The organism is Nonomuraea sp. NPDC054003 (genome assembly GCF_055585125.1).
The window spans coordinates 86,117-107,037 of sequence record NZ_JBVJKR010000015.1; the positions used below are offsets into that span (position 1 = coordinate 86,117).

Annotated in this window: 23 protein-coding genes; 13 read left to right on the forward strand and 10 right to left on the reverse strand. The window is 71.3% G+C overall.

Annotation, left to right across the window (positions count from 1 at the left end):
- Positions 1-181: 181 nt before the first annotated feature.
- The gene (locus tag ACZ6YG_RS33880) at positions 182-835 is read left to right on the forward strand and encodes a DUF998 domain-containing protein (RefSeq protein WP_466020249.1); all 654 of its coding nucleotides are present in this window, start codon (positions 182-184) and stop codon (positions 833-835) included.
- A gap of 52 nt (positions 836-887) precedes the next feature.
- On the opposite strand, the gene ACZ6YG_RS33885 is transcribed toward ACZ6YG_RS33880, so the two are convergent.
- From ACZ6YG_RS33885 to ACZ6YG_RS33910, 6 genes are all read right to left on the reverse strand, one after another.
- A complete protein-coding gene (locus ACZ6YG_RS33885) occupies positions 888-1,448 on the reverse strand; it encodes a fasciclin domain-containing protein (protein WP_466020250.1) in 561 nt (186 codons plus the stop codon).
- Positions 1,449-1,616: 168 nt separating this feature from the next.
- Positions 1,617-2,048, reverse strand: coding sequence for an SRPBCC family protein (locus ACZ6YG_RS33890; protein WP_466020251.1), 432 nt, complete (start codon positions 2,046-2,048; stop codon positions 1,617-1,619).
- A gap of 19 nt (positions 2,049-2,067) precedes the next feature.
- The gene (locus tag ACZ6YG_RS33895; RefSeq protein WP_148035232.1) at positions 2,068-2,409 is read right to left on the reverse strand and encodes an ArsR/SmtB family transcription factor; all 342 of its coding nucleotides are present in this window, start codon (positions 2,407-2,409) and stop codon (positions 2,068-2,070) included.
- Positions 2,406-2,849 carry an SRPBCC family protein gene (locus ACZ6YG_RS33900; protein WP_148035233.1) on the reverse strand — a complete coding sequence of 148 codons (444 nt, stop codon included), beginning with the start codon at positions 2,847-2,849 and terminating at the stop codon, positions 2,406-2,408. The genes ACZ6YG_RS33895 and ACZ6YG_RS33900 overlap by 4 nt, the downstream gene beginning before the upstream one ends.
- 83 nt (positions 2,850-2,932) lie before the next feature.
- Entirely contained in the window at positions 2,933-3,301 is a 369-nt protein-coding gene (locus ACZ6YG_RS33905; RefSeq protein ID WP_466020252.1) for a hypothetical protein, read from the reverse strand.
- Between the two features lie 9 nt (positions 3,302-3,310).
- On the reverse strand, positions 3,311-3,925 hold the full coding sequence (locus tag ACZ6YG_RS33910; RefSeq protein ID WP_466020253.1) for a TetR/AcrR family transcriptional regulator: 615 nt from the start codon (positions 3,923-3,925) through the stop codon (positions 3,311-3,313).
- Positions 3,926-4,115: 190 nt separating this feature from the next.
- On the opposite strand from ACZ6YG_RS33910, the gene ACZ6YG_RS33915 reads away from it, so the two are divergent.
- The 7 genes from ACZ6YG_RS33915 to ACZ6YG_RS33945 all read left to right on the forward strand — a co-directional run bounded on the left by ACZ6YG_RS33915 (position 4,116) and on the right by ACZ6YG_RS33945 (position 12,492).
- Positions 4,116-5,705, forward strand: coding sequence for an MFS transporter (locus tag ACZ6YG_RS33915; protein WP_148035236.1), 1,590 nt, complete (start codon positions 4,116-4,118; stop codon positions 5,703-5,705).
- 120 nt (positions 5,706-5,825) lie between these two features.
- On the forward strand, positions 5,826-6,800 hold the full coding sequence (locus tag ACZ6YG_RS33920; RefSeq protein WP_466020254.1) for a phosphotriesterase family protein: 975 nt from the start codon (positions 5,826-5,828) through the stop codon (positions 6,798-6,800).
- A 36-nt stretch (positions 6,801-6,836) separates the two neighbouring features.
- Positions 6,837-7,790, forward strand: coding sequence for a phosphotriesterase family protein (locus tag ACZ6YG_RS33925; RefSeq protein WP_148035238.1), 954 nt, complete (start codon positions 6,837-6,839; stop codon positions 7,788-7,790).
- A 14-nt stretch (positions 7,791-7,804) separates the two neighbouring features.
- Positions 7,805-8,923 (forward strand): FAD-dependent monooxygenase, encoded by a 1,119-nt coding sequence (locus ACZ6YG_RS33930; protein ID WP_466020255.1) that lies wholly within the window; start codon positions 7,805-7,807, stop codon positions 8,921-8,923.
- 19 nt (positions 8,924-8,942) lie between these two features.
- The gene (locus tag ACZ6YG_RS33935; RefSeq protein WP_148035240.1) at positions 8,943-9,848 is read left to right on the forward strand and encodes an alpha/beta hydrolase; all 906 of its coding nucleotides are present in this window, start codon (positions 8,943-8,945) and stop codon (positions 9,846-9,848) included.
- Entirely contained in the window at positions 9,845-10,765 is a 921-nt protein-coding gene (locus ACZ6YG_RS33940; RefSeq protein WP_466020256.1) for an MBL fold metallo-hydrolase, read from the forward strand. Before ACZ6YG_RS33935 ends, ACZ6YG_RS33940 begins: the two co-directional genes overlap by 4 nt.
- 8 nt (positions 10,766-10,773) lie before the next feature.
- Positions 10,774-12,492 carry a CocE/NonD family hydrolase gene (locus ACZ6YG_RS33945; RefSeq protein ID WP_466020257.1) on the forward strand — a complete coding sequence of 573 codons (1,719 nt, stop codon included), beginning with the start codon at positions 10,774-10,776 and terminating at the stop codon, positions 12,490-12,492.
- A gap of 1 nt (position 12,493) precedes the next feature.
- Here ACZ6YG_RS33945 and ACZ6YG_RS33950 read toward each other — a convergent pair whose 3' ends face one another.
- Complete coding sequence (locus tag ACZ6YG_RS33950; RefSeq protein WP_466020258.1) at positions 12,494-15,370, reverse strand: SCO7613 C-terminal domain-containing membrane protein; 2,877 nt, start codon at positions 15,368-15,370, stop codon at positions 12,494-12,496.
- 586 nt (positions 15,371-15,956) lie between these two features.
- Between ACZ6YG_RS33950 and ACZ6YG_RS33955 the strand changes: the two genes are divergently transcribed.
- Complete coding sequence (locus ACZ6YG_RS33955) at positions 15,957-16,322, forward strand: RNA polymerase sigma factor (protein WP_466020259.1); 366 nt, start codon at positions 15,957-15,959, stop codon at positions 16,320-16,322.
- Between the two features lie 5 nt (positions 16,323-16,327).
- The gene (locus ACZ6YG_RS33960) at positions 16,328-17,416 is read left to right on the forward strand and encodes a CU044_5270 family protein (protein ID WP_466020336.1); all 1,089 of its coding nucleotides are present in this window, start codon (positions 16,328-16,330) and stop codon (positions 17,414-17,416) included.
- A 44-nt stretch (positions 17,417-17,460) separates the two neighbouring features.
- Here ACZ6YG_RS33960 and ACZ6YG_RS33965 read toward each other — a convergent pair whose 3' ends face one another.
- On the reverse strand, positions 17,461-17,757 hold the full coding sequence (locus ACZ6YG_RS33965) for a hypothetical protein (protein WP_466020260.1): 297 nt from the start codon (positions 17,755-17,757) through the stop codon (positions 17,461-17,463).
- Positions 17,758-18,100: 343 nt separating this feature from the next.
- Between ACZ6YG_RS33965 and ACZ6YG_RS33970 the strand changes: the two genes are divergently transcribed.
- The 3 genes from ACZ6YG_RS33970 to ACZ6YG_RS33980 all read left to right on the forward strand — a co-directional run bounded on the left by ACZ6YG_RS33970 (position 18,101) and on the right by ACZ6YG_RS33980 (position 19,375).
- Positions 18,101-18,556 (forward strand): MarR family winged helix-turn-helix transcriptional regulator, encoded by a 456-nt coding sequence (locus tag ACZ6YG_RS33970; RefSeq protein ID WP_246640452.1) that lies wholly within the window; start codon positions 18,101-18,103, stop codon positions 18,554-18,556.
- A gap of 73 nt (positions 18,557-18,629) precedes the next feature.
- Complete coding sequence (locus tag ACZ6YG_RS33975; protein WP_148035246.1) at positions 18,630-18,950, forward strand: DMT family transporter; 321 nt, start codon at positions 18,630-18,632, stop codon at positions 18,948-18,950.
- 44 nt (positions 18,951-18,994) lie between these two features.
- The gene (locus ACZ6YG_RS33980; protein ID WP_148035247.1) at positions 18,995-19,375 is read left to right on the forward strand and encodes a DMT family transporter; all 381 of its coding nucleotides are present in this window, start codon (positions 18,995-18,997) and stop codon (positions 19,373-19,375) included.
- Here the strand turns inward: ACZ6YG_RS33980 and ACZ6YG_RS33985 are convergent.
- Together ACZ6YG_RS33985 and ACZ6YG_RS33990 are read right to left on the reverse strand one after the other, a co-directional pair.
- The gene (locus tag ACZ6YG_RS33985) at positions 19,368-20,180 is read right to left on the reverse strand and encodes a DUF6114 domain-containing protein (protein WP_466020261.1); all 813 of its coding nucleotides are present in this window, start codon (positions 20,178-20,180) and stop codon (positions 19,368-19,370) included. The genes ACZ6YG_RS33980 and ACZ6YG_RS33985 overlap by 8 nt on opposite strands.
- A gap of 2 nt (positions 20,181-20,182) precedes the next feature.
- Complete coding sequence (locus ACZ6YG_RS33990) at positions 20,183-20,785, reverse strand: DUF6230 family protein (RefSeq protein ID WP_148035249.1); 603 nt, start codon at positions 20,783-20,785, stop codon at positions 20,183-20,185.
- Positions 20,786-20,921 lie beyond the last annotated feature (136 nt).

The following is a 20,921-nucleotide window of genomic DNA, read 5'->3' on the forward strand; positions in this document are numbered from 1 at the left end:
AGGCGCGGATCTTCCCCTTTCCCCTCGTCCGCCGCCTGAGGCGGCTGTCTCGGGCCCTCGCAGGGCCATACCTATCACTGCTCACGGCTGATCGACGTCCTTCTGCCGACCTTGTTGACAAAGGATATTTTTACGTACAAGCTCATTTTTGCAATCAGCCACCGACCGATGGAGATCGACCATGTCCTCCGACACCGCCGTTGACCGGCCACCCCTGCGCACGACCCGCGCCCTGCTCGCCTGCGGAGTGGCCGCGGGGCCGCTGTTCGTCCTGCTGATCGTGGCGCAGGCCATGACCCGCGACGGGTTCGACGCCCGGCGCCACCCGCTCAGCATGCTCAGCCTGGGTGATTACGGCTGGATCCAGACGTTCACCTTCGTGCTCTGCGGGCTGCTGGTGCTGGCGTCCGTCGCCGGTCTGCGCCGTACGCTCCGGCCCGGGACGCCGGGCCGCGCCTGGGGCACCTGGCTCATCGGGGTCTACGGCGCGAGCCTGATCTGGGCCGGCGTCTTCCCCACCGACCCGGCCGAGGGATATCCCGTCGGAACCCCTGACGGCCCCGGCGAGGTCAGCTGGCACGGCATGCTGCACAATCTCGCCCCGGTCGGGATGGGCCTCGCGCTGAGCGTGGCGTGCCTGGTGTTCGCCCGCCGGTTCGCCCGCGCCGGTCAACGTGGCTGGGCTCTCTACAGCGTCCTGGCACCGGTGGCCTACCTCGTCCTGGGGTTCGCCGCGTTCCCCGCGCAGGACTTCCGCCTGATGGTCGTCGGCGGCGCGGCCATCTGGACCTGGGCGGCCGCGCTGTGCCTGAGGTCGATGCCGACCGGAAGATGAGGCGCACGCGGCGCGAGACCGCGCCGCGTGCGCCGTGGGCGTCTGTCCTGCCCTACTGGGGCATCAGGACCTTGTCGATGACCTGGACGGTGGCGTTACGCGTGGGCACGTCGGCGCAGACCACCTTCGCGTCGTTGACCGTGATCTCCTCACCGGAGGCCTTCGCCGTCAGGTCCCCGCCCTGAAGGGTGGTGAGCGGCGCGCCCTCCAGGTCGGCGGCCATGTGCTTCCCTTGGACGACGTGGTACTGGAGAACCTTGGTGAGCTCTTCCTTGTTCGCCATGAGCTGGTCCAGCTGCTCCTTCGGGACAGCCTGGAACGCCTCGTTGGTGGGCGCGAACACGGTGATCTCCTCGGCGGAGTTCAGCTTCTCTGTCAGGCCGGCCTCCTCGACCGCCTTGGCCAGCGTGGAGAGCTCCGGCACCTGGGTGAGTGCGGTCCCGACCGGCTTGTCGGCGATGTCCTTGAGGCTGCCCTCGATGGCCGCGCACCCCGGGCCTGACGGGCTGCCTCCGTTCGTGGGCTGGGGCGCGGGCGAGGTGACGGACGCGCCGGCGGTACCCGTCACGGTGGCGGCCAGTGTCATGGCCGCGGCGATGAGCAAGTGCTTCACGATGGTCCCCCTGAGATCCTTGGGACCCGCCCGACGGCGGAGCCCGTATGGCGTGCCCGAGATTCCGGACCACGGATTCCCTGATCTCCAGTGTTGAGGAGCTCCGGCCACGGCCAAGTCACATAGCGCTCAAACGGGGACAAAAGGGGCGTTACTCCCTTTTGGCAGTCAGTTCCAGTTGTCGATCTTCACGTCGTCGGGGGCGGGGGCGCCCTTCCCGGTTTCGACCAGCGACTTCAGGCTCATGAGGAAGACCGCCCACTTGGTGCTGCAGTGGTGCATGAACTCCACCGGCTCCTTCCAGCCCGCGTGCTTGAAGAGGATGACGGTGTAGTCGCCGGCCCGATCGAGGTCCCAGCCGACGTGCGTGCCGATCCACTCCTCGGGCCCGCCGACCACCTCCCACAGCACGCGCTCGCCGGGGCGGGCGTCGAGGACCTTCATGTCGAACCCGTCGGTCCCGAACCTGAACCGGAGCACGTCGCCCTCGCCCCGGGTGTCGGCCGTCCACCAGCCGGCGAGCCCTTCGACGGTGGTCAGGGCCTCATAGACGTCGGCCGCCGGCGCCTTGATCCCCACTCTGTGCAAGATGTCTGCCATTGCCGGTCCTTCCATCGATTCACTGGTGATCTTTTTCGCGCTGGATCGTCTCGGCGATCCGCTTGATGCGCCGGAGCCTGGCGTCCCACGCCGCCCCCACCGAGGACAGCTGGGCCACGGCGCGGGCGAGCTGCGCCTCGTCCACCCGGTATCTCTTCTCCCGCCCGGCGGGCGCCGCGTGGACGAGGCCGGCGCGGTCGAGGACGACGAGGTGTTTCGCGATGGCCTGCCGCGTAACGGGCAGCCGCTCGCTGAGACTGGTGGCGGTGCCGCTGCCGTCGGCCAGGAGCAGGTCGAGCATCCGCCGACGGGTCGGGTCACCGACCGCGGACCACAGGTCGTCGTCGACGGCGGCGGTCATGGAGCCGACACCAGGCGCGCCGCGTACGCGCCGAGCCGGGGAACGAAGGTGTCCCAGCCCTCGACGTGCTCGCGGTACATCTGAGCCAGCTTGGCAGCCTCCCAGCCCATCTCCCGGAACCCGGTCTCGGTGAGCCGGATCCTCGTGCCCGTGCCCGACGGGGTGAGCTCGAAGGTGACCAGCAGGGATTCGGCAGCCTTGCCGTCGGGATAGCACCAGCGGAACGAGAACAGCCGGGGCGGCTCCACCTGGACCACGGTCATCGGGGAGACGACCGCCCTGTCACCCCAGACGAACTCCCCGACGGCACCGGGAGCCGCCTCGAAGTCGGCGTCGTCCGTCCACCACTGCGCGATGTGCTCGGGACGGCTGACGACCTCGAAGACCACCTCGGGCGAGGCGTCGACGTGGATCTCCCGTTCGATGCTGCCGTACTCCATACGCCCGCTCCCCCTAGACGCGCAACCTTTGGTTGCACATCAAGCTAGCAGCCGAACCCCCCGACACGCAACCATCGGTTGCGTCAGCCCTCGGCATCCCGGTATCGGTACCACGGGCCCGTCACGTGATCGGCGTCGTCCGGCCGCCCTCGGGGGCTCCTGACATAGCCGTGGGCGCGGTCCCCCAGCCACCCCCGGCCCAGCTCGAAGTAGACCAGGCCGTTCTCGCGGAAGACCCTCTCGAACGTGAGACCGCCGACGGTCCGCTCACCGAGCTCCTCACCCTCGGCCAGCGAGCGGGCGACCGCCTCCATGCCGGCGACCGAGCCGGTGAAGCGGTCGTCCTCCGTGGGAGCCAGGGCCACGAGCGCGACCAGCAGGAGGGCGGCGGACACCAGCACCGCTCCCAGATAGGCGGCGCCGCGTAACGCGGGGCCCGGCGTTCGGCTCATGGGGGCAGGCTAGTGGCGTCCGATCGTGCCGAACCAGCTCTCCGTGAGGACGTCCAGCATCTCGTCGCGCTCGACGCCCCAGGTGCCCGGCTTCCAGTGGCGCGCGACATGATCGAGCTCGGTGATGGCGACGACGCCGCGGAAGTGGCGGGTGCCGGCGGAGAACCGGCCGGCGCGGTCGAGCCCCTCCTTGATGTCGCCGGTGGCCTCGTTCAGCCACTCGTCGAGGAGCGCGCGGATGTCGGGGTCGACGGCGGCGGCCTCGAAGGCGGCCGTGGTGTAGGGGCGGATCACGTCCCACCGTTCTGAGGTGGACGCCAGCCACGCGCGGATCCGCTCGCGCGAGCCGTCCTCGACCACGTCGACCAGCTCGCGCTCGGTGGACCCGCGCTCGGTGGACGGGGTCCGGTCGAGCGCGGCGTTGAGCCGCTCCGAGATGAGGGCCTTCATCAGCTCGACCTTGGACGGGAAGTACGCGTAGAAGGTCACCCGCGTCGTCCCCGCCGCCGACGCGATGTCGTCGACCGTCGTCGTCGCGTAGCCCTTGGACCCGAACAGGTCGAGACCCGCGTCGAGCAGGAGCTTGCGCGTCATCTCCTTCTGTGCCGCACGGAGCGTCGCCATGCGGCCAGCATAGAGCACCCCGGCCGCCTTCCACTCTCACTGATCGTTCTCAATACGTACCGCTCAAACACTTGATGGAGTGTCAAGTCATATGACACATTGCACGCCAATGAGGTGATCGGGCTCACACGGGTGGCCGATCCCGAGCGCGGCCGGAACCGGTCCGGCCTGTGGACAAGAAAGAACCGCGATGACGCAGACCGCTGCGCGCAAGCAGGGCCACACCGCCACGGTGATCGCCGGCTGCTTCGCCGTCCTCCTCGCGCAGGTGGCGTACTCACTGCCCGGCGCCCTCAACGGCACCTTCCACCAGGAGTTCCAGACCACCGGCGCCCAACTGACCTGGGTCACGGCCGCCTTCGCCATCCCCATGGTCGTCTTCGAGCTGACCACCGGCGTGCTCGGCGACCTGTTCGGCCGCAAGCGGCTGCTGCAGACGGGCGCTCTGCTGACCGTGGCCGGCTCGCTCGTCAGCTACGTCGCCGAGACCGTCCAGGCCCTGTGGATCGGGCAGGCCGTGGCGGGCTTCGGGGCCGCGATCCTCTACCCGATCTCGCTGGCCATGCTGGCCGCGGCCAGCCCGTCGCAGGAGGCCCGGTCCAAGGCCATCGCCGTGTGGGCCGGCTTCCTCTCGATCGGTGCGGCGATCTCCCCGCTGATGGGCGGATGGCTGGCCGAGCAGGGCGACTGGCGGGCGTCGTACCTCGTCGTGGTCGCCGCCGCGGTCATCTCGATCGTGATCACCCGGTTCGCCGCCGACTCCTCGGCGCCTGAGGGCCGCAAGCTGGACGTCCCCGGCCAGGTCACGCTGGCCCTCGGCCTGATCGCCATCCTCTTCGCCGCCACGCAGGGCTCCGAAGCCGGGTTCGCCCGCCCCGAGATCATCGGCGCCTTCGTCCTGGGCGTCGCGCTCCTCGGCGCCTTCGTCGTCATCGAGTTGCGCACCGAGGTGCCGCTGCTGCACCTCGGCATCTTCGCCAACCGTTCCTACGCGGTCGTCGCGATCGCCACGGTGGTCGGCATGTTCGCGTTCCTCGCGACCTGCTACTCGATGAGCATCTGGCTCGGCGCGATCCAGCACCAGAGCGCCCTGAAGATCGGCGTGCTGTTCCTGTTCATCCAGGGCCCGGCCTTCGTGCTGGTGCCGATCGTCTCCCACCTGATCAGGAACTTCTCGCCCCGCTGGGTGCTCACCGCCGGCTTCTCCCTCATCGCCGTCAGCGGCGTCTGGTGCTCGACCTTCGACGTCCACGACATGGACTGGACGCGGTTCATCGCCCCGATGCTGGCGCTCGGCGTCGGCTTCGCGCTCACCGTCGGCTCGATCACGGCGGTCGCGATCAACACCGTTCCGCTGCGGCTCGCAGGCATGGCCAGCGCCACCACCAACCTGCTCCGCGACTTCGGCTTCGCCCTCGGCCCGGTGCTCATCGCCGCGTTCGCGGTCAGCCGGGCGAACAGCGACATGAGCGCCGGTTTCGGCGGGGCACTCGGCGCGTCCGGCCTCCAGCCGCCGTACACCGACGTCGCCGGAGGGATCGCGAACGGGAGCGGCGCCATGGCGATCAACTCGATGCCGGTCGTACCCGGCGCCGGCCCGGACACGCCGCCGGTGCCGATGCCCGAGAGCCTGCGCACGCTCGCGCTCGAGTCGCTCGGCAGCGCCTACAGCCTCGCGTTCCTGGTCGCCGCCCTCTGCGCCGCCGCCGCCGCGGCCCTGACGCTGTTCGGGCTCTTCGGCGCGAAGCACGACGCCGACCTGTCCAGTACGAATGGATAGGTAAATTTACGTGGCGGACATTTGCTTGACACAATGTAAAACCAGATGCCACGATTCACAGTGCGGGGTGACGCGGTCACTCGCTGAGACCCGAGCTGAAACCCGAAAGGAGTGGCAGTGATGGGCGACCAGACCGACACCGTCAACACCGTCCTCGGCCCGGTTCCCGCGCGGGAGCTGGGTGTCGTCGCGGTGCACGAGGCCCTGCTGTCGGTGTTCCCGGGAGCGGAGCACGCGTTCGACGTCACCCTCGACCGCGCCGAGATCTTCGAGACCCTGGCCGCGAAGCTGACGGATTTCCGCCGCCATGGAGGCGGCACGATCGTCGACAGCACCGGCATGTTCCACGGGCGCGACGTGCGGCTCTACGAGACCCTCTCGCGCGCCACCGGCGTGCACATCGTCGCGTCGACGGGCCAGGGCCCCGAGGAGCTGCTCGGCGGTTACTTCCTGACGCCGCAGACCAACCCGCCGACGCCCTGGCCGGCCGAGAAGTTCGCCGACCTCTTCGCCAAGGAGGTCACCGAGGGCATGGTGGTGCCCCGGGTCGAACGGCGCGGCGCCGCCGGTCTCATGGCCACCGCCGCGACCTCCTCGGGCATGACCGCGACCGACGAGAGCCTGTTCCGCGGCGCGGCCAGGGCCGCCCTCGCCACCGGCGTCCCGGTGTCCATCCGTTATGGCGGCGACGCCGTACACGATCTCGAGGTCGTCCTGGACGAGAAGCTGCCCGCCGGGCGCGTCGTCGTCGGCGGGCTCGACCGCAGGAACGCCGTCGCGGCCGGCGCGCCGCTCGCGGTGGCGGCCCGCGGCGCCTACGTCGCCCTCGACCACGTGGGCACCGAGGACGACGCCCACGTCACCGACGCCGGACGCGCCGCCCTGGTCGCCGAGCTGATCGAGGCCGGCCACCGCGACCGGATCCTGCTCTCCAGCAACGCGACCGGCGTCGCCAAGGGACACCCCGCCAACGACGTGCGCTACAGCCACGTCCTCACCACGTTCGTCCCCCTCCTCAGGACACGGGGCCTCGGCGACGAGGACGTCCGGCGGATCCTCGTGGACAACCCCCGCGACCTGCTGTCGGTGCGCTGAGCGCGACAGCCCGCAAGAGCTTCGAAGGTGAGTGTTGTGTCGAGAGTGAACACCGTCCTGGGGCCGATCCCGGCCGAGGAACTCGGTCTCGTGGCCGTCCACGAGCACATCGGGTACGGCATGCCGGGCTCCGAGCTGGACACGAAGTGGTGGAAGACCCCCGAGCAGCGGTACGAGGAGACCGTCCCGAAGCTGCGCCGGTTCCACGAGTACGGCGGCGGCACCTTCGTCGACGCGACCGGCATCTGCAACGGCCGCGACGTCGACTACTACAGGTCGCTGTCGGCCAAGACCGGCGTGCACATCGTGGCGAGCACCGGCTTCGTCGGCGGCGACACCGCGCTGCCGTTCTTCGCCCGGGCGAGCGTCGGCTACCTGACCGAGCACTTCGTCCACGAGATCACCGTGGGCATCGGCGACACCGGCGGCCGCGCCGGCATCATCAAGGTCGGCGTGAGCCGCGGCGGCCGCATGACGGACCTGGACAAGCGCATCTACCGCGCCGCCGCCCGCGCGGCCCTGGCCACCGGCGTGCCCATCCTGACCCACCTGGCGATCGACGCCGAGAACGCCATCGCCATCTTCACAGAGGAGGGCCTCCCGCTCGACCGCGTCCTGTTCGGGCACGTCGACGACGGGGTGAACGCCGACAAGACCCGTGACACCTGGATCGCGGAGCAGGGCGGCCGGATCGGGTTCGACACCTTCGGCTACGAGACCGAGCTGGAGGACCCGCCCTTCTGGGCCCGTCCGCGCAAGGAGCGGCTGGACCACTTCCTGCGCTTCATCAGTCAGGGGCACCTGGGCAAGGTGCTCGCCTCGGCCGACGCCAACTGCAGCCCGCTGGGCTGGCCGGGCGTGAAGGGCCACACGGTCAACTACATCTTCGAGGACCTCATCCCGGACCTGCGTGCCGCCGGCCTCGACGAGGCCACGATCACCACCATCTTCGTCGACAACCCCGCCGACTTCCTGACGATCCAGAACTGACAAGGACCACAAGCATGCAGCCCTCAGACCTGAAGAACCTGAAGATCGCCGTCGTCGGCGCGGGGTACGCCGGCGCCGCCGCGGCCAAGGCTCTGAGCCTCCTCGGCGCCACCGTCGACGTCTACGAGCAGGCGAGCCGGATCCACGAGGTCGGCGCCGGCATCGGCCTGCGGCCGTCCACCATGGACCGGTTCCGCCAGTGGGGCATCTTCGACGCGATCGCGAAGGTGAGCTCGCCGAGCGACTACTTCGAGATCCTCACCGCCACCGCCGAGCCGATCATCAAGGAGGCCTGGCCGGAGATCGACACCTTCGGCGAGAAGACCCGGCTGATCCACCGCTGCGACTTCATCGAGGCCCTCCTGAGCGTGCTCCCCGAGGGCATGGTCCACCTCTGCCACAAGCTGGAGGGCATCCAGGACGAGGGCGACAGGGCGACGCTGACCTTCGCCAACGGCGCGTCGGCCACCGCCGACCTGGTGGTGGGCGCCGACGGCATCAAGTCGGTCGTGCGCGCGCGGCTGTTCGGCGACAACCGGCCGGTGTTCTCCGGCGAGCACGCCTACCGCGTCGTGATCCCCGTCGGCGACGCCCACGGGATGGCCGTCGACGACAACTTCCGGATGTACATCGGCCGGGGCACGAAGGTCTACTTCCTGCCGCTGCGCCACCGCGACCAGGTCTCGTTCGACATCACCGCCCTGTGCCCCGACAGCACCTGGGCGCCCAAGGTCACCAAGGACGACCTGCTGAAGTGTGTCGAGGGCTTCGACGAGCGGATCGTGGACATCACCCGCGGCCTCGACATGGACGCCGTCAACTGCCGCGCGGTCTACGACATCGACCCGGTCGGCACGTGGCACTCCGGCTCCGTCGTGCTCGTGGGCGACGCGGCCCACTCGATGCTGCACCACCAGGGCCAGGGCGCCAACTCGGCGATCCTGGACGCCGGCGCCCTCGCCGACGCGCTCAAGGACGCCGGCTCCGTCAAGGAGGCGCTGGCGAGCTACCAGGCCGTCCGCAAGCCGGTGACCGACGAGCTTCAGCGGATCTCGCGCCAGGGCTGGACCGAGGACGAGATCAGCGACGTCTTCCCCGGCCAGAAGCCCGCGTCCCAGACGCCCGCGTCGTAGTACATCCCGAAGGTCTGACATGCCACTGCACCCTGACATCGCCCGCGTCCTCGCCGGCCTGCCGGCGCCTCCTCCCGGCCCGCTGGACCCTGCGGCGATGCGCGCCGCCGAGGAGGCCCAGGTCCCGCCCGTGGCCGACCGGCTGCCGCTCCACTCCGTCGAGGACCTCACCGCTGGACAGGTCCCGGTGCGGGTCTACACACCGCACGAGGCGGACGCGTACGGCCTGCTCGTCTATTTCCACGGCGGCGCGTTCTTCCTCGGCAGCCTGGACACCCACGACCACGTCGCAAGGTCGCTGGCGAAGGAGACCGGGCTCAAGGTCGTCTCCGTCGGCTACCGGCGAGCGCCCGAGCACGCCTTCCCCGCCGGGCTCGACGACTGCTACGCCGCGGTCCGCTGGGCCGCCGGGAACCTCGGCCGGGAGGGCGCGACGCTGGCCGTCGCCGGTGACAGCTCAGGCGGCACGTTCGCCGCCGCGGTCGCCGGTCTGGCGCGCGACGACGGCTTCGACCGGATCACCCACCAGGTGATGTTCTACCCATCGCTCGATCTCGACTTCGACGTGGACCGCTACGCCTCGCTGCGCGAGAACGCCGTCGGCTACGGCCTGGAGACGGCGGGGCTGAAGCCGTTCAACGCCTTCTACCTCGACAGCGGCGCCGACCCCGCCGATCCGCGGGTCTCGCCGATCAAACGCGCCGACCTCACCGGGCTGCCGCCGGCGCTGATCGTGACCGCGGAGTACGACCCGATGCGCGACGAGGGTGAGCTCTACGGCCGGCGGCTCAAGGAGGCAGGCGTGGCGGCGACGGTGAGCCGCTATCCGGGCGCCGGCCACGGATTCGTCCAGCATTTCTCCTGGATCCCGGAGTACCACCGGGTCTTCGAGGAGACGGCCGCCTTCCTGAGAGGCACGTCATGAACGTCCATCCCCTGGTCTCGCCGTGGGGCCGGTTCGGGCTGTACAGCTTCTTCCTCGACGCGCCCGAGCCGGCCGTCGTCGACACCGGGATCGCCTCCTCGCCCGCCGAGGGCATGGCCCCCGCGCTGGCCGCCATCGGGCGGCGCATCGAGGACGTGCGCTGGATCCTGCTGACCCACGGGCACATCGACCACGTCGGCGGCGCCCACGCCCTGTGGGAGCTGACCGGCCGCCGCGCGCGGGTGGTCATCCACGAGGCCGACGCCCCGATGCTGCGCGCGCGCCGGGCGCACGTGGACGAGTACCTCCGGGGCCGGGGCCGCTACCTGAACGACCCGGAGGGCGAGGCCAAGGTGACGGCCGCCGCCGACGCGGTCATCTCCGGCGAACTGGAGCCGCACGTGCTGGTCCAGGGTGGTGAAACCCTCTCGCTCGGCGGCGACGTCACCGTCTCCGTCCACGCGATCCCCGGCCACACGCCCGGATCGGTGGCCTACGAGGCCGGCGGCCGGGTGTTCGTCGGCGACGCCGTCCAGGTCCACGGGGCCGCCAACGGCTTCCCCGGCTTCACGGACCCGGCCGCGTACCGCGAGAGCCTGCGCTTCCTGCGCGACGAGATCCGGCCGCGCCACCTCTACCTCGGTCACCCGTACCGGCGCGCGGACGGCACCCCGTACGGCGTCGAGCTCGACGAAGGGCAGGCCCGAGAGGCGCTCCAGCAGAGCCTGGACATCGAGGCGCGGGTGGGTGAGGCGGCCCGCCGCTGCCTCCTGGACGGCCCGCGGGAGACGGACTCGCCGTACTCGCCGTTCGCGCCCGTCGCCGAGAGCCTCGGCTACACCGGCGACCCGGCGCTGGAGCCGTCGCCGTTCTTCACGTCGATGCACGGCTACCGCACGCACCTCGACCAGGACTAGGACATCTCATGGCTGACTTCCAGACGATCCACGCAGGCGGGCAGGCGATCGCCGTACGCAAGGACCTGCGGGTGCCGATGCGCGACGGGGTCACCCTCGCCGCCGACGCCTACCACGGCACGGAGGACCGGCCGCGCCCTGCCCTGATCGCGATGAGCGCCTACGGCAAGGAGCTGCAGGCCCTCGCGCTCACCACGCCGCCGCAGCGCCGCCCCAGCCCGATGTGGGACGGCTGCATCGAGGCCGGCGACATCGCGCGCGTCGTCAAGGAGGACTACGTCCACGTCATCGGCGACATGCGCGGCACCGGCGACTCCGGCGGCGTGATGATCGGCAACTACAACGCCGGCGGCGTCCCCCAGGGCCAGGACCTGTACGACGTCGTCGAATGGGTCGCCGCGCAGCCGTGGTGCGACGGGAACGTCGGCATGATCGGCATCTCGTACTTCGGGTCGATGCAGGTGTACGCCGCGGCCGAGCGACCGCCGCACCTGAAGGCGATCTTCGTCAGCGGCGGCCACTTCGACTTCTACGAGACCACCTACCACGGCGGCATCATGTGGTTCATGCCCAGGGCCGCCCGCGAGGGACGCGGCGGCGACTCCGGCATCGCCCACACCGACGTACGGTCCCGCATGCAGGAGGTCCACTCCCCCGAGGAGCTCAGGGCACTCGTGGACGAGCGCCTGCGGGACCCGGACGTCGCCGCGTGGCCGAACCTCGTGCACGTGCTGAGATACCCGAAGAACCGCGAGTTCTGGTTCGACATCGTGATGAACGACCTCGACGGCGAGTGGTACGAGGAGCGCAACCCCGTCAAGCTGGCCGAGAACATCGACATCCCGGTCTACCTGCAGATCGACCAGGGACGCGGCTGGACCGTCGACGGCCACATCGAGCTGTTCGACGTGCTGAAGGGCCCCAAGAAGCTCGACATCGGCTCCTACCCGCCGATGCAGTCGCGCCCCTGGATCGAGGAGCACGACAAGATGTTCCGGTGGTACGACTACTGGCTCAAGGGCATCGACAACGGCATCATGGACGAACCCGCCGTCAGCGTCTTCGTGGAGGGCTCGCGCGAGGTGGTCACCGCGGCGCAGTGGCCGCCGAAGGAGATCGACTACAGGCCGCTCTACCTGCGCCCGCGCCACAAGCTCTCCCCCGAGCCCGAGCTGATGGGCGCCGAGCACGCCGCCCCGGACGGCTTCTACCAGGCGCCCCTCACGGTGACCGACAAGGTGGAGATCGTCAGCTGGAGCACCGAGCCGTTCGAGGAGCCCGTGGAGCTCATCGGCACCGGCGCGGCGCACCTGTTCGCCAAGATCGACCAGGATGACACGAACTTCATCATGCGGCTGTGGGACGTCGCCCCGGACGGCGGCCGGCAACTGATCACCACGGGCTTCCTCAAGGCGTCGCACCGTGAGCTGGACGACCGGACCACCGAGGGCAACCCGTACCACCCGCACACCCGCGCCGTGCCCGTGAAGCCCGGCGAGATCGAGGAGTACGTCCTGCGGCTCTACCCGTTCGCGGCGACGTTCCGCCCCGGCCACCGGCTGCTGGTGGAGCTGTCCAACGACGAACCACTGGCCGACGCGCACAACGCGCTGCTGCCGCCGGACGCCTTCCACCTGCCGGTGGGCCGTCCCGTCACGCACAAGATCTACCGCGACGCGGCCCACCCGTCCCGGCTCGTCCTGCCTTTCACCAAGCGGCACGGGTAGGTCAGTCCATCGCCCTCAAGGTGTCACGCACCTTGCGCAGGTCCCGCATGCGGGCCTCGTACGTCGCCCCGACCACCACGAGCAGCAGCCCGCCCACGGCGATCGGCGCCCAGCGCGGCACCACGAGGAGCATCTCCGACACGTACGGTGCCAGCTCCCGCACCGCGACACCGGCGAGCACGACGGCTCCGATCACCGTGGGCGCCCGCAACCGGAACCTGGCCCCGGCGACCAGCACCACCAGCGCCACCACGCCGAGGGCCAGCGAGCGCCGCCATTCGGCGTCCGCGTAGACCGCGACCAGGCTGGGCAGCATCGTGAAGGAGAGGCCCGCGCCGTACGCCGCCCAGGACCCGACCGGTGCGCCACGCCGCCGCCACCAGCCGGACCCCAGCAGGACCAGCGAGCACGGCACCGTGTACGCCTCGACGACGGTGACCTCGTCCGCCCCCAGCCGCAGCCACGAGGCCAGCAACAGCAGGACGGCGCCGGTGTACCTGAGACCGCGCGCGCCGCCCTGGCCCGCCCGCAGCGACCAGAGCAGCGCCAGCACACCGGCCACGGCGAATCCCATGCTCGCCGCGACCAGGACGCGCACGCCCAGCGAAAGCCCCGCCGCCACCGCCTCCAGCCCGAGGAACAGCGCGGCGAAGGCCGGCGCCCAGACCCGGAGCTCCTTCGTCCTGCCCGCCAGCGCCATGACGGCGGCCGCCGACGCCAGGACCGGCAGCACGATCAGCGTCGCCGGCTCGCTGCCGAACGCGTACGCCGCCGCCCGCGTCGAGGCCGCCCCGGCGACGAGCGCGCACGCCCCGGCCCACCACGGCGCCCGGCCCAGCGTGGCGGCGACCGCCAGCGCGACGGCCAGCGCCACCTGGACCGCCACCGCAGCCGGGTAGGGCATCGCGAAGGCCTGGGGCGCGACGGCGACCATGAGCGCCCCGACCACCAGCGCCCCACACGCCGCCACCCGCACCGGCCACTCGCCCCCGCCCCTACCCTCGCCTTCGCCCTTGCCCTGGCCCTTGCCCTTGCCCTCGCCCTCGCCTTCGCCTTCGCCCTTGCCTTCGCCCTCGCCCTTGCCCTTGCCCTCGCTTTCGCTTTCGCTTTCGCTTTCGCCACGAGGCACCGCCCGCCCAGCAGTGCCGGGAAGCACCTCCATCACCGGCTGGCCGCCCGTGCCCCACACGGCCGTGACCAGGAGGGCGGCGGCCACCGTGCCCAGCACCACCACGTCCGCGGGCGACGCCGTCGCGAACGGCTGCCACTGCGGTCCGCCCCACGTGCCCGTCCAGAACACGTCCAGCCACGGGAGCGGCGACCCCAGGGTGGCCACGAGCCGGGGCAGCAGCGTCAGCGTGACCAGCAACGCCACCAGCCAACCGGTGGTCATGCCCGCGACCCGTACCCTCCGCCAGGGCAGCCACGTGGCGGCGAGCACCACCGCGAGCGCCGGCACGAGATAGGCCAGGGAGCGCCAGCCCGCGCCCGGACCGGCCAGCGCCGCCTGCGCGGGCGCGGCCACCACGGCGATCAGCGTGAGCGCGGTCCCGGCGGTGACCACGGCGGCCCAGGTCTCCCCCTCGACGTCGCCCTGCCTGGCCAGCAGCCAGATCACGAACCCGCCCAGCAGAGCCAGCGCCACCAGCGGCCCCACCCCCACCAGAGCCTGACCGACGGACGGAGCCCCCAGCGCGTACGTCGTACCACCCAGCAGGGCGACCGCGGCGACCCCGCTGCCGGCCAGGGCGGCCGTCACCCGCACCGCTCCCCGGACGTGACCGACCAGGGCCGCGTCCAGCGCCGCGGTGGCCACCAGCGCGGCGACCAGCCAGGTCCCCGGCAGGCTCCCGGCCAGCAGCGTCAGCACCGGCTGCGCCAGCACCACGGCAACCGGACCGGGCCCGCGGAGCCGGGTGACCCGCGCGTAGGCCACCCCGCTCCGCGGGCCCGACCCAGTCAGCCGGGTGACCCGGGCGTAGGCCACCAGGATGAGCGCGGTGCCCCCGAGCACCCCCGCCGTGTAATGCGACGCGTCGAGGGCGTCGGCCCCGAGGAATCCCGCCTGTCTGGCCGCGTACCCGTCGAGCAGCAGCAACGCGACCGCGAACCCGGCCACGGTCTCGGCCGTCGCGGTGAGCCCGCGCCGCATCAGCACGACCGGCGCGACCATGACCAACGCGGTGAACCCGGCCAGCACGGCCGCGCGCCCGCCGATCCCCAGCCACCCCCAGCTCACCACGGTGAACACCACCGCCGCCACCGTCAGCAGCAGGCCCCCGAGAATGAGCAGGACGTTCTTCGCAGCAGCCTGCGAGACCTCCCGCGGCGCAGCACCAGGCCCCCCGCCCGCGTAACCCACCGCCGGATACGGCGACACCACACCAGCGCGCGGCGCACCGCCGTACGGCGGGACCACACCAGCATGCGGCACACCACCGTACGGCGGGACCACGCCAGCGTGCGGCGCGCCAGCGTGCGGCGGGAGCACTCCGACGTACGGCGTGCCGCCGTGCGGCGGGAGCACGCCAGCATGCGGCGCGCCGCCGTACGCCGGCGGCGCCGCGTCCCCGACGGCCTGACCCGCCACGCCAGCATCAGCGCCTGCACCTGCACCTGTGCCGGTGCCGGTGCCTGTGCCTGTGCCGGTGCCGGTGCCTGTGCCTGTGCCGGTGCCGGTGCCTGTGCCGGTGCCGGTGCCTGTGCCGGTGCCGGTGCCTTTGCCTGCGCCGGTGCGGAGGATGCCGAGCAGGTCCGTGCGGCGGGCCCGCAGCTGCGCCTGCTGGTCCTGCAGCCCGGCGAGAGCCTGGTCCACCTGCCAGAGCTCGTACGCGGCGGGTCCCTGAAGGGTCAGGCCGCACCTCGGGCACCTGGACACCGGCTCCCGGGACCTGGACCTGGACACCGGCTTCTGGGGCCCGGAGCCGGACGCGGACCAGGACCCGGAACCGGAACCGGAGCCGGACCCGGAACCGGAGCCGGAACCGGAACCGGAGCCGGAACCGGAACCGGAGCCGGAGCCGGAGCCGGAACCGGAACCGGAGCCGGAGCCGGAGCCGGAACCGGAACCGGAGCCGGAGCCGGAGCCGGGCAGCGGTGCCCCACAGTCCGGACATGTCATGCTTTGATGCACCGATACTCCGCTTCAGGGGTGTCGAGATGACCCATATCTCACACTGGCCTCCTTGCGAACCACTGTCACGCGTCCAAGGTGCCCAGGGCCGGATCTGACGGGATCGCCGGTCGGCTTGTAATTTCTGATGGTCTCGGACCACTTCCTCCTGTGAACAGTTCCGGGACACGTGAGGGGTTGGGGCGGTGACGAGCGATCGAGAGCGCTTCACCACCATCTACGACGAATGCCGACAACGCGTATGGGCCTACGTGGTCAGCCGCGCCGGCCGGCAGGTGGCCGACGAGGTGGTGAGCGAGACGTTCGCATCGCCTGGCGCAAGTTCGACCAGATGCCGCGGAACGCCCTGCCATGGCTGCTGGGTGTGGCGCGCAACGTGCTCCGCGACACCATCAGGGCCGAGGCCAGGCGTGAGGGGATCCAGCGCGAGATGCGCGCGTGGATCACCGCCGACGTGGCCGACCACGTGGCCGAACGCCTGGGCGTGCTCAAGGCCATGGCCAGACTCAGCCAGGACGAACGCGAGATCCTCATTCTCGTCGCCTGGCAGGGCCTGAGTCCGAAAGACGCCGCCAAGGTGCTCGGCTGCTCGGTGCCCGCCTTCCGGGTCCGGCTGCACCGGGCGAGAAAACGCCTGCGCACCGAGCTCGAATCCCCCCTGCTGTCCCAGCCCCGGCTCGTCGAGGAGTTGTCGTGAACCCGATGGAAGAGCTGCGTGCCGCCCGCCCGGCCCACCTGACCGGCGGGCCGGTGGACCCGCGCACCCGGCAGGCCGAGCTGGCCCACGCCTTCGCCCAGCCCACGCGGGTGCCGCGCCGCGGCAGGAAGTCGCTGACCTGGGGCCTGGGCCTGGCGGGCGCGGCGGCGGCCGCCGTGACCGCGGTCGCGCTGGCCGTCGGTTCGGCCCCGGTCGTGTCTCCGGGAGCGCCGGACGTCGCGGCGCAGCCGGTTACGCTGTCGGCGAGGGAGGTGCTGCTCGTGGCCGCGACCAGCGCGGAGCGCCGGCCCGCCGCCGCCGGAGACTACTGGCACGTCTCCAGCCGCTCCCGCAGTCTCCATCCGGTCAACGAAGGCTTCGTGATCTCCATAGAGCAGGAGACCGAGAGCTGGGTGGGCGCGGACGAACAGTGGGGCTCCACCCGCGCCCTGGGCGTCAAGCCCGCGACCGACGCCGACCGGGCCGCCTGGGAGAAGGCGGGATCACCGCGAGAGCTGACCTTCGCGGGCCGCAAGCGGATCCCGATCCAGGAGAGCGCGGAGCGGCCGCGCACCGGTCACACGCGGGGCCAGGAGATCTTCTGGCTCGGCCGCAACGTCACCATGGCCGACCTGCGGAGCCTGCCGACCGATCCGGCTGCGCTCAAGGCTGACCTGCTCCGTTTCTACGAGGGCAAGGACACCGAGTCCGGCGCTCCGATGGCGGAGGACGCCTGGCTGTTCCGGGTGACCGAAGGGTTGATCACCGACATGCCGGTGAGCCCGGAGGTGCTCGCGGCGGCCTTCCGGATGCTTGCTGACCTGCCGTCGGTCACCTCACTCGGCGGGGTCACCGACGCCGCCGGGCGCCCGGGCACCGCGATCGCCATCGCGGACATCTCCCAGCGCAAGCCCGGTGACACCGCCAAGGGCGTGGTGCAGGTCCGGCTGATCATCGACGAGAAGTCCGGCCGCGCGCTGGCGCGCGAAAGCGTGGTCGTCAAACCGGGCGGCCTCCAGGCCGGACTGGAGCCGGGAACGGTCTGGAGCACCCACACCATCCTGGAGACGGGCTGGACGAACGAACACCCGTAGTACGCCACGCCGCGAGCGGCCTGAACGGCGGTCCTGGGTGGCGGTCACCCGCCGCTCGCCGCGCGTGCGGCCTGGGAGGGGACGCGCTCGATCGCCCGTACAGCGATATCAGGCCGGTCGGCATAGATGTGGTGTCCGCTCTTCTCGGCCGTGGTCAGCTTGCTGTCGCCGGACAGCGTGAGCCACTCGCGTTGTCCGGCGACCCACGCCTTCTCCAGGCGCGGCCCGTACTCGGGGACGGCCGCGAAGTACGGCTGACCGTGCTCGATCACCTCCACCCCTGCTGGACGGACCTTCCCGTCGGGGATGACGAGCTTCTCCGGGTTCTGGCCCTGGAACACCGCTAGGTTCTGGGCGCGCAGCTCGCGGGTCCCCCGAACAGGACACCGACCGGCCCGCGACCTCGATCTTCTGGGTTCCGGAGAGCGGGCCGGTCTGGGTGGCGGGGGCGAACGGGTCCCGGTTCTCCACCGTGTCGCTGTCGCGGCCGGCGAGCCCCGCACGGACCACGGTGGCGCAGAGTGCGGTCAGCACGGATGCCCCTGCGATGCAAGTGGAGCGGGAAGCGGCCGGACACCGCAACGCCGGCCCCGGAATCGTCACCGCTCGGTGGACATCCGCCGGTAGCTCGCACGGGGGACACGCGGCTTGCGCCGGCGCCAGGTGTCGCGCTACGGTAAGTGCATGCACATGCAGATAGATGGTCTCGGGTCGCAGTGGTCCCAGGTCGCGGCGTTCACGTCCGCGATCGACACGGCTCTGGGCAAGTGGCTCGTGGATGTGCATCGGATCGGGCTGACGGAGTATCGGGCGCTGGCCCATCTCACGCAGGCGCCGGACAAGGAGCTGCGGGTCAACGATCTCGCGCAGAAGATCGGCCTGAACCAGAGCTCGGCCACCCGGCTGGTCAGCCGGCTGGAGAGCAAGGGCGTCGCACGGCGCGACGTCTGCGCCGACGACGGCCGCGGGGTCTATGCGGTCCTCACCCCGGAAGGTGAGGCGCTCGCGCGTGAGGTGCGGGCGTCCTACGACGAGCGCATCGGCGAACTCCTGGCCAGCGCGTCGGCGGAGGCGCCCCACGTGGACGTCCGCCTGCTCGGCACCGCACTACGACAGATCGCGGACGTCGTCACCCCGTGAGCGACGGCGCCCGGCGCGGCGAGATGCGCACGCGTACAAATATGTATGTACATGCAGAGAGATAAGGAACATCATGAGCTGGCTCTATCTGGCGATCGCCATCGTCTTCGAGATCGCGGTCGCGATCAGCGCGAGCAACGCGAAGGGATTCACCGACCTGTGGTGGACCGTCGCCACGCTCGTCACCGGCGGGATCGCCACGTTCTTCCTCAGCCTCGCGCTGCTGACCTTCGACGTCGGCGTCGGCTACGCCCTGTGGACGTCGATCGCCGGGGTCGGGATCGTCATCGTCGGCGCCCTGCTGCTCGGCCAGCAGCTGACCTGGAAGAAGCTCCTGGGCATCGTCGTCGTCATCGCCGGTGTCATCGGCCTGCAGCTCAGCGGTGGCGCATGACCTCCGCGCGTCCCATCAACACCACACCCGGAAGGATTTCTCGCATGACCCCCAGCAAGACCGTCTCCTGGCTCGTCCTGCTCCTGGCAGGAGTGTTCGAGGTCGGCTACGCCCTCACCGTGAACGGCAGCGAAGGCTTCACCCGTCCGGGCTGGTCGGTCGTCGCCGTCGTGTTCTTCCTTCTCACCCTGTTCTGCCTCAGCGTCGCCCTGAAGGGCATCGACGTCGGCATCGGCTACGCCGTGTGGGCCGGCATCGGGGCCGTCGGCGCGGCGCTCCTGGGCCCGGTGTTCTTCGACGAGGTGCTGACCCCGGCGCGCGCCTTCTGGCTGGCCGTGATCATCGCCGGGGTGGTGTGGCTCAAGCTCGCCGACAGTCCCGCCCTGGAGGACAGGCCCGAGAAGACGGCGGCCGGAGTCAGCTGACCCGCTGCGTCAGCCCTTCGATCCGGGCGCGGGCCGCACGGACGAGGAGCCGGTCGGCCTCGACGTCCGTGACGGTCATGGACGGCAGCGGCAGCGCGGGCGGCGGCAGCTCGGGAGTGAACGTGAGGGCGACGCCGCCGACCCGGGCACGCAGCCGGGTCACGTACATGACGACACCGCCCGACAGCCGCAGCCGGGAGAACCGCTGGTGGACGGCCGCATCGGAACCACGCGTCCGGTGCAGGCCGTCCTCGATCTCGACGGCGGACATGGACAGCTTGAGACGGGGACCGGCGGGCCGGCTCACCACTCCTTCGAACCGGCCGCCCCACAGGGTGAGCCGCGCGGCTTCGAGCCCGGAATCGGCGGGCCCGGAGGGGCGGGGGGCCGGCAGGGCGAGAACGAGAGCCACCGGGACGGCCGCGATCGCGCGCAGCGGTTCCTCCCGCCGGCGGGCGGGGCGGCCGTCGGGGCTCCAGGCGCACAGGAGCGCGCCACCCGTGAGCCCGGCGAGCATGCCGAGGCCGAGACCGCCGAGGTTGGACGTGACGAAGGAGCCGAGTGACAGCGCGATGGCGGCGACCCCGAGGAACACCCGCTGCCCGTGCTGCCACCAGCTCAGCAGGCCGGCCGCGACGAGAAGCAGCCCCGCCAGATAGCCGGAGATCCCGGCGACCCCCTGCCGGACCAGGAGCGGGAGCGGCGCGAGCGGCGCCAGCAGGATGACGGCCCCACCGGCGGCCACCCACAGCCCGCCCCAGAAGGGACGGGTACGCCGCCACCGGCGGAATCGGGTGTCAGGCATGGTCAGAAGCACTCGTGGTCGCCGGGCTCGAAGCTGAGCCGCAGCCCGTTGAGCCGGAAGGTGCCGGCGTTGACGGCGTAGGCGGTCTGCCGCAGGCCGGTGATGCGCACGGTGGCCGCCTGCTGGCCGATGTCGCCCGGACGGCCGCCCAGACCGGCGGGGGCGTCGAGGGTGGCGGCGTCGCGGCCGATCTCGATGTCGCCGAACGTGACGTCGCCGGAGAGCTGGTGGAGGTCGATCACGAGGTTCGCGGCCTCCACGGGCCGCTCCCCGTCGCCCGCCCTGACCAGGAACGTGACCGGGCCGACCGGGGTGCGCACGAGCGCCGACTGGCACAGGCCTGTGATCCGCGCCCGGCCGATCACCGAGACGAGGACCGGGCGCCGCCCCTCGGCGGTCGACGCCACGTCTCCGTACTGGGCGAATCCCTTGCCCACGAGCCGGTCGGCCGAGATCTTGAACCGCTCGCCGGACAGCGCGAACGACGCCGCGACGCCCCCTTCGCCGGTCACGCCGACGAGTATCGCGGCCGCCGCCAGCGCGGGGACGAGCACCGCGGCGAAGCGCCGCCACCGCGTGCGGCCGAGCCGCGTCTCGGCTGACATGGCGCTCACCTTCGCTCGGGCGCGGGACGGGGAAGCCGGAACGAGTGAACCGGCGGGCCCAGTATAGGGACTCTTTGCATAATGTTGACTACTCTCGGCAACATTCCTTACGTTTCCGCGGCGCACCACACCATCC

Bases quoted from the DNA above. Each gene is read 5' to 3' on its own strand.
- ACZ6YG_RS33880 (WP_466020249.1), top strand. From the start codon at position 182: ATGTCCTCCGACACCGCCGTTGACCGGCCACCCCTGCGCACGACCCGC.
- ACZ6YG_RS33890 (WP_466020251.1), bottom strand. From the start codon at position 2,048: ATGGCAGACATCTTGCACAGAGTGGGGATCAAGGCGCCGGCGGCCGAC.
- ACZ6YG_RS33895 (WP_148035232.1), bottom strand. From the start codon at position 2,409: ATGACCGCCGCCGTCGACGACGACCTGTGGTCCGCGGTCGGTGACCCG.
- ACZ6YG_RS33900 (WP_148035233.1), bottom strand. From the start codon at position 2,849: ATGGAGTACGGCAGCATCGAACGGGAGATCCACGTCGACGCCTCGCCC.
- ACZ6YG_RS33905 (WP_466020252.1), bottom strand. From the start codon at position 3,301: ATGAGCCGAACGCCGGGCCCCGCGTTACGCGGCGCCGCCTATCTGGGA.
- ACZ6YG_RS33910 (WP_466020253.1), bottom strand. From the start codon at position 3,925: ATGGCGACGCTCCGTGCGGCACAGAAGGAGATGACGCGCAAGCTCCTG.
- ACZ6YG_RS33915 (WP_148035236.1), top strand. From the start codon at position 4,116: ATGACGCAGACCGCTGCGCGCAAGCAGGGCCACACCGCCACGGTGATC.
- ACZ6YG_RS33920 (WP_466020254.1), top strand. From the start codon at position 5,826: ATGGGCGACCAGACCGACACCGTCAACACCGTCCTCGGCCCGGTTCCC.
- ACZ6YG_RS33930 (WP_466020255.1), top strand. From the start codon at position 7,805: ATGCAGCCCTCAGACCTGAAGAACCTGAAGATCGCCGTCGTCGGCGCG.
- ACZ6YG_RS33935 (WP_148035240.1), top strand. From the start codon at position 8,943: ATGCCACTGCACCCTGACATCGCCCGCGTCCTCGCCGGCCTGCCGGCG.
- ACZ6YG_RS33940 (WP_466020256.1), top strand. From the start codon at position 9,845: ATGAACGTCCATCCCCTGGTCTCGCCGTGGGGCCGGTTCGGGCTGTAC.
- ACZ6YG_RS33945 (WP_466020257.1), top strand. From the start codon at position 10,774: ATGGCTGACTTCCAGACGATCCACGCAGGCGGGCAGGCGATCGCCGTA.
- ACZ6YG_RS33955 (WP_466020259.1), top strand. From the start codon at position 15,957: ATGCCGCGGAACGCCCTGCCATGGCTGCTGGGTGTGGCGCGCAACGTG.
- ACZ6YG_RS33960 (WP_466020336.1), top strand. From the start codon at position 16,328: ATGGAAGAGCTGCGTGCCGCCCGCCCGGCCCACCTGACCGGCGGGCCG.
- ACZ6YG_RS33970 (WP_246640452.1), top strand. From the start codon at position 18,101: ATGCACATGCAGATAGATGGTCTCGGGTCGCAGTGGTCCCAGGTCGCG.
- ACZ6YG_RS33975 (WP_148035246.1), top strand. From the start codon at position 18,630: ATGAGCTGGCTCTATCTGGCGATCGCCATCGTCTTCGAGATCGCGGTC.
- ACZ6YG_RS33980 (WP_148035247.1), top strand. From the start codon at position 18,995: ATGACCCCCAGCAAGACCGTCTCCTGGCTCGTCCTGCTCCTGGCAGGA.
- ACZ6YG_RS33985 (WP_466020261.1), bottom strand. From the start codon at position 20,180: ATGCCTGACACCCGATTCCGCCGGTGGCGGCGTACCCGTCCCTTCTGG.
- ACZ6YG_RS33990 (WP_148035249.1), bottom strand. From the start codon at position 20,785: ATGTCAGCCGAGACGCGGCTCGGCCGCACGCGGTGGCGGCGCTTCGCC.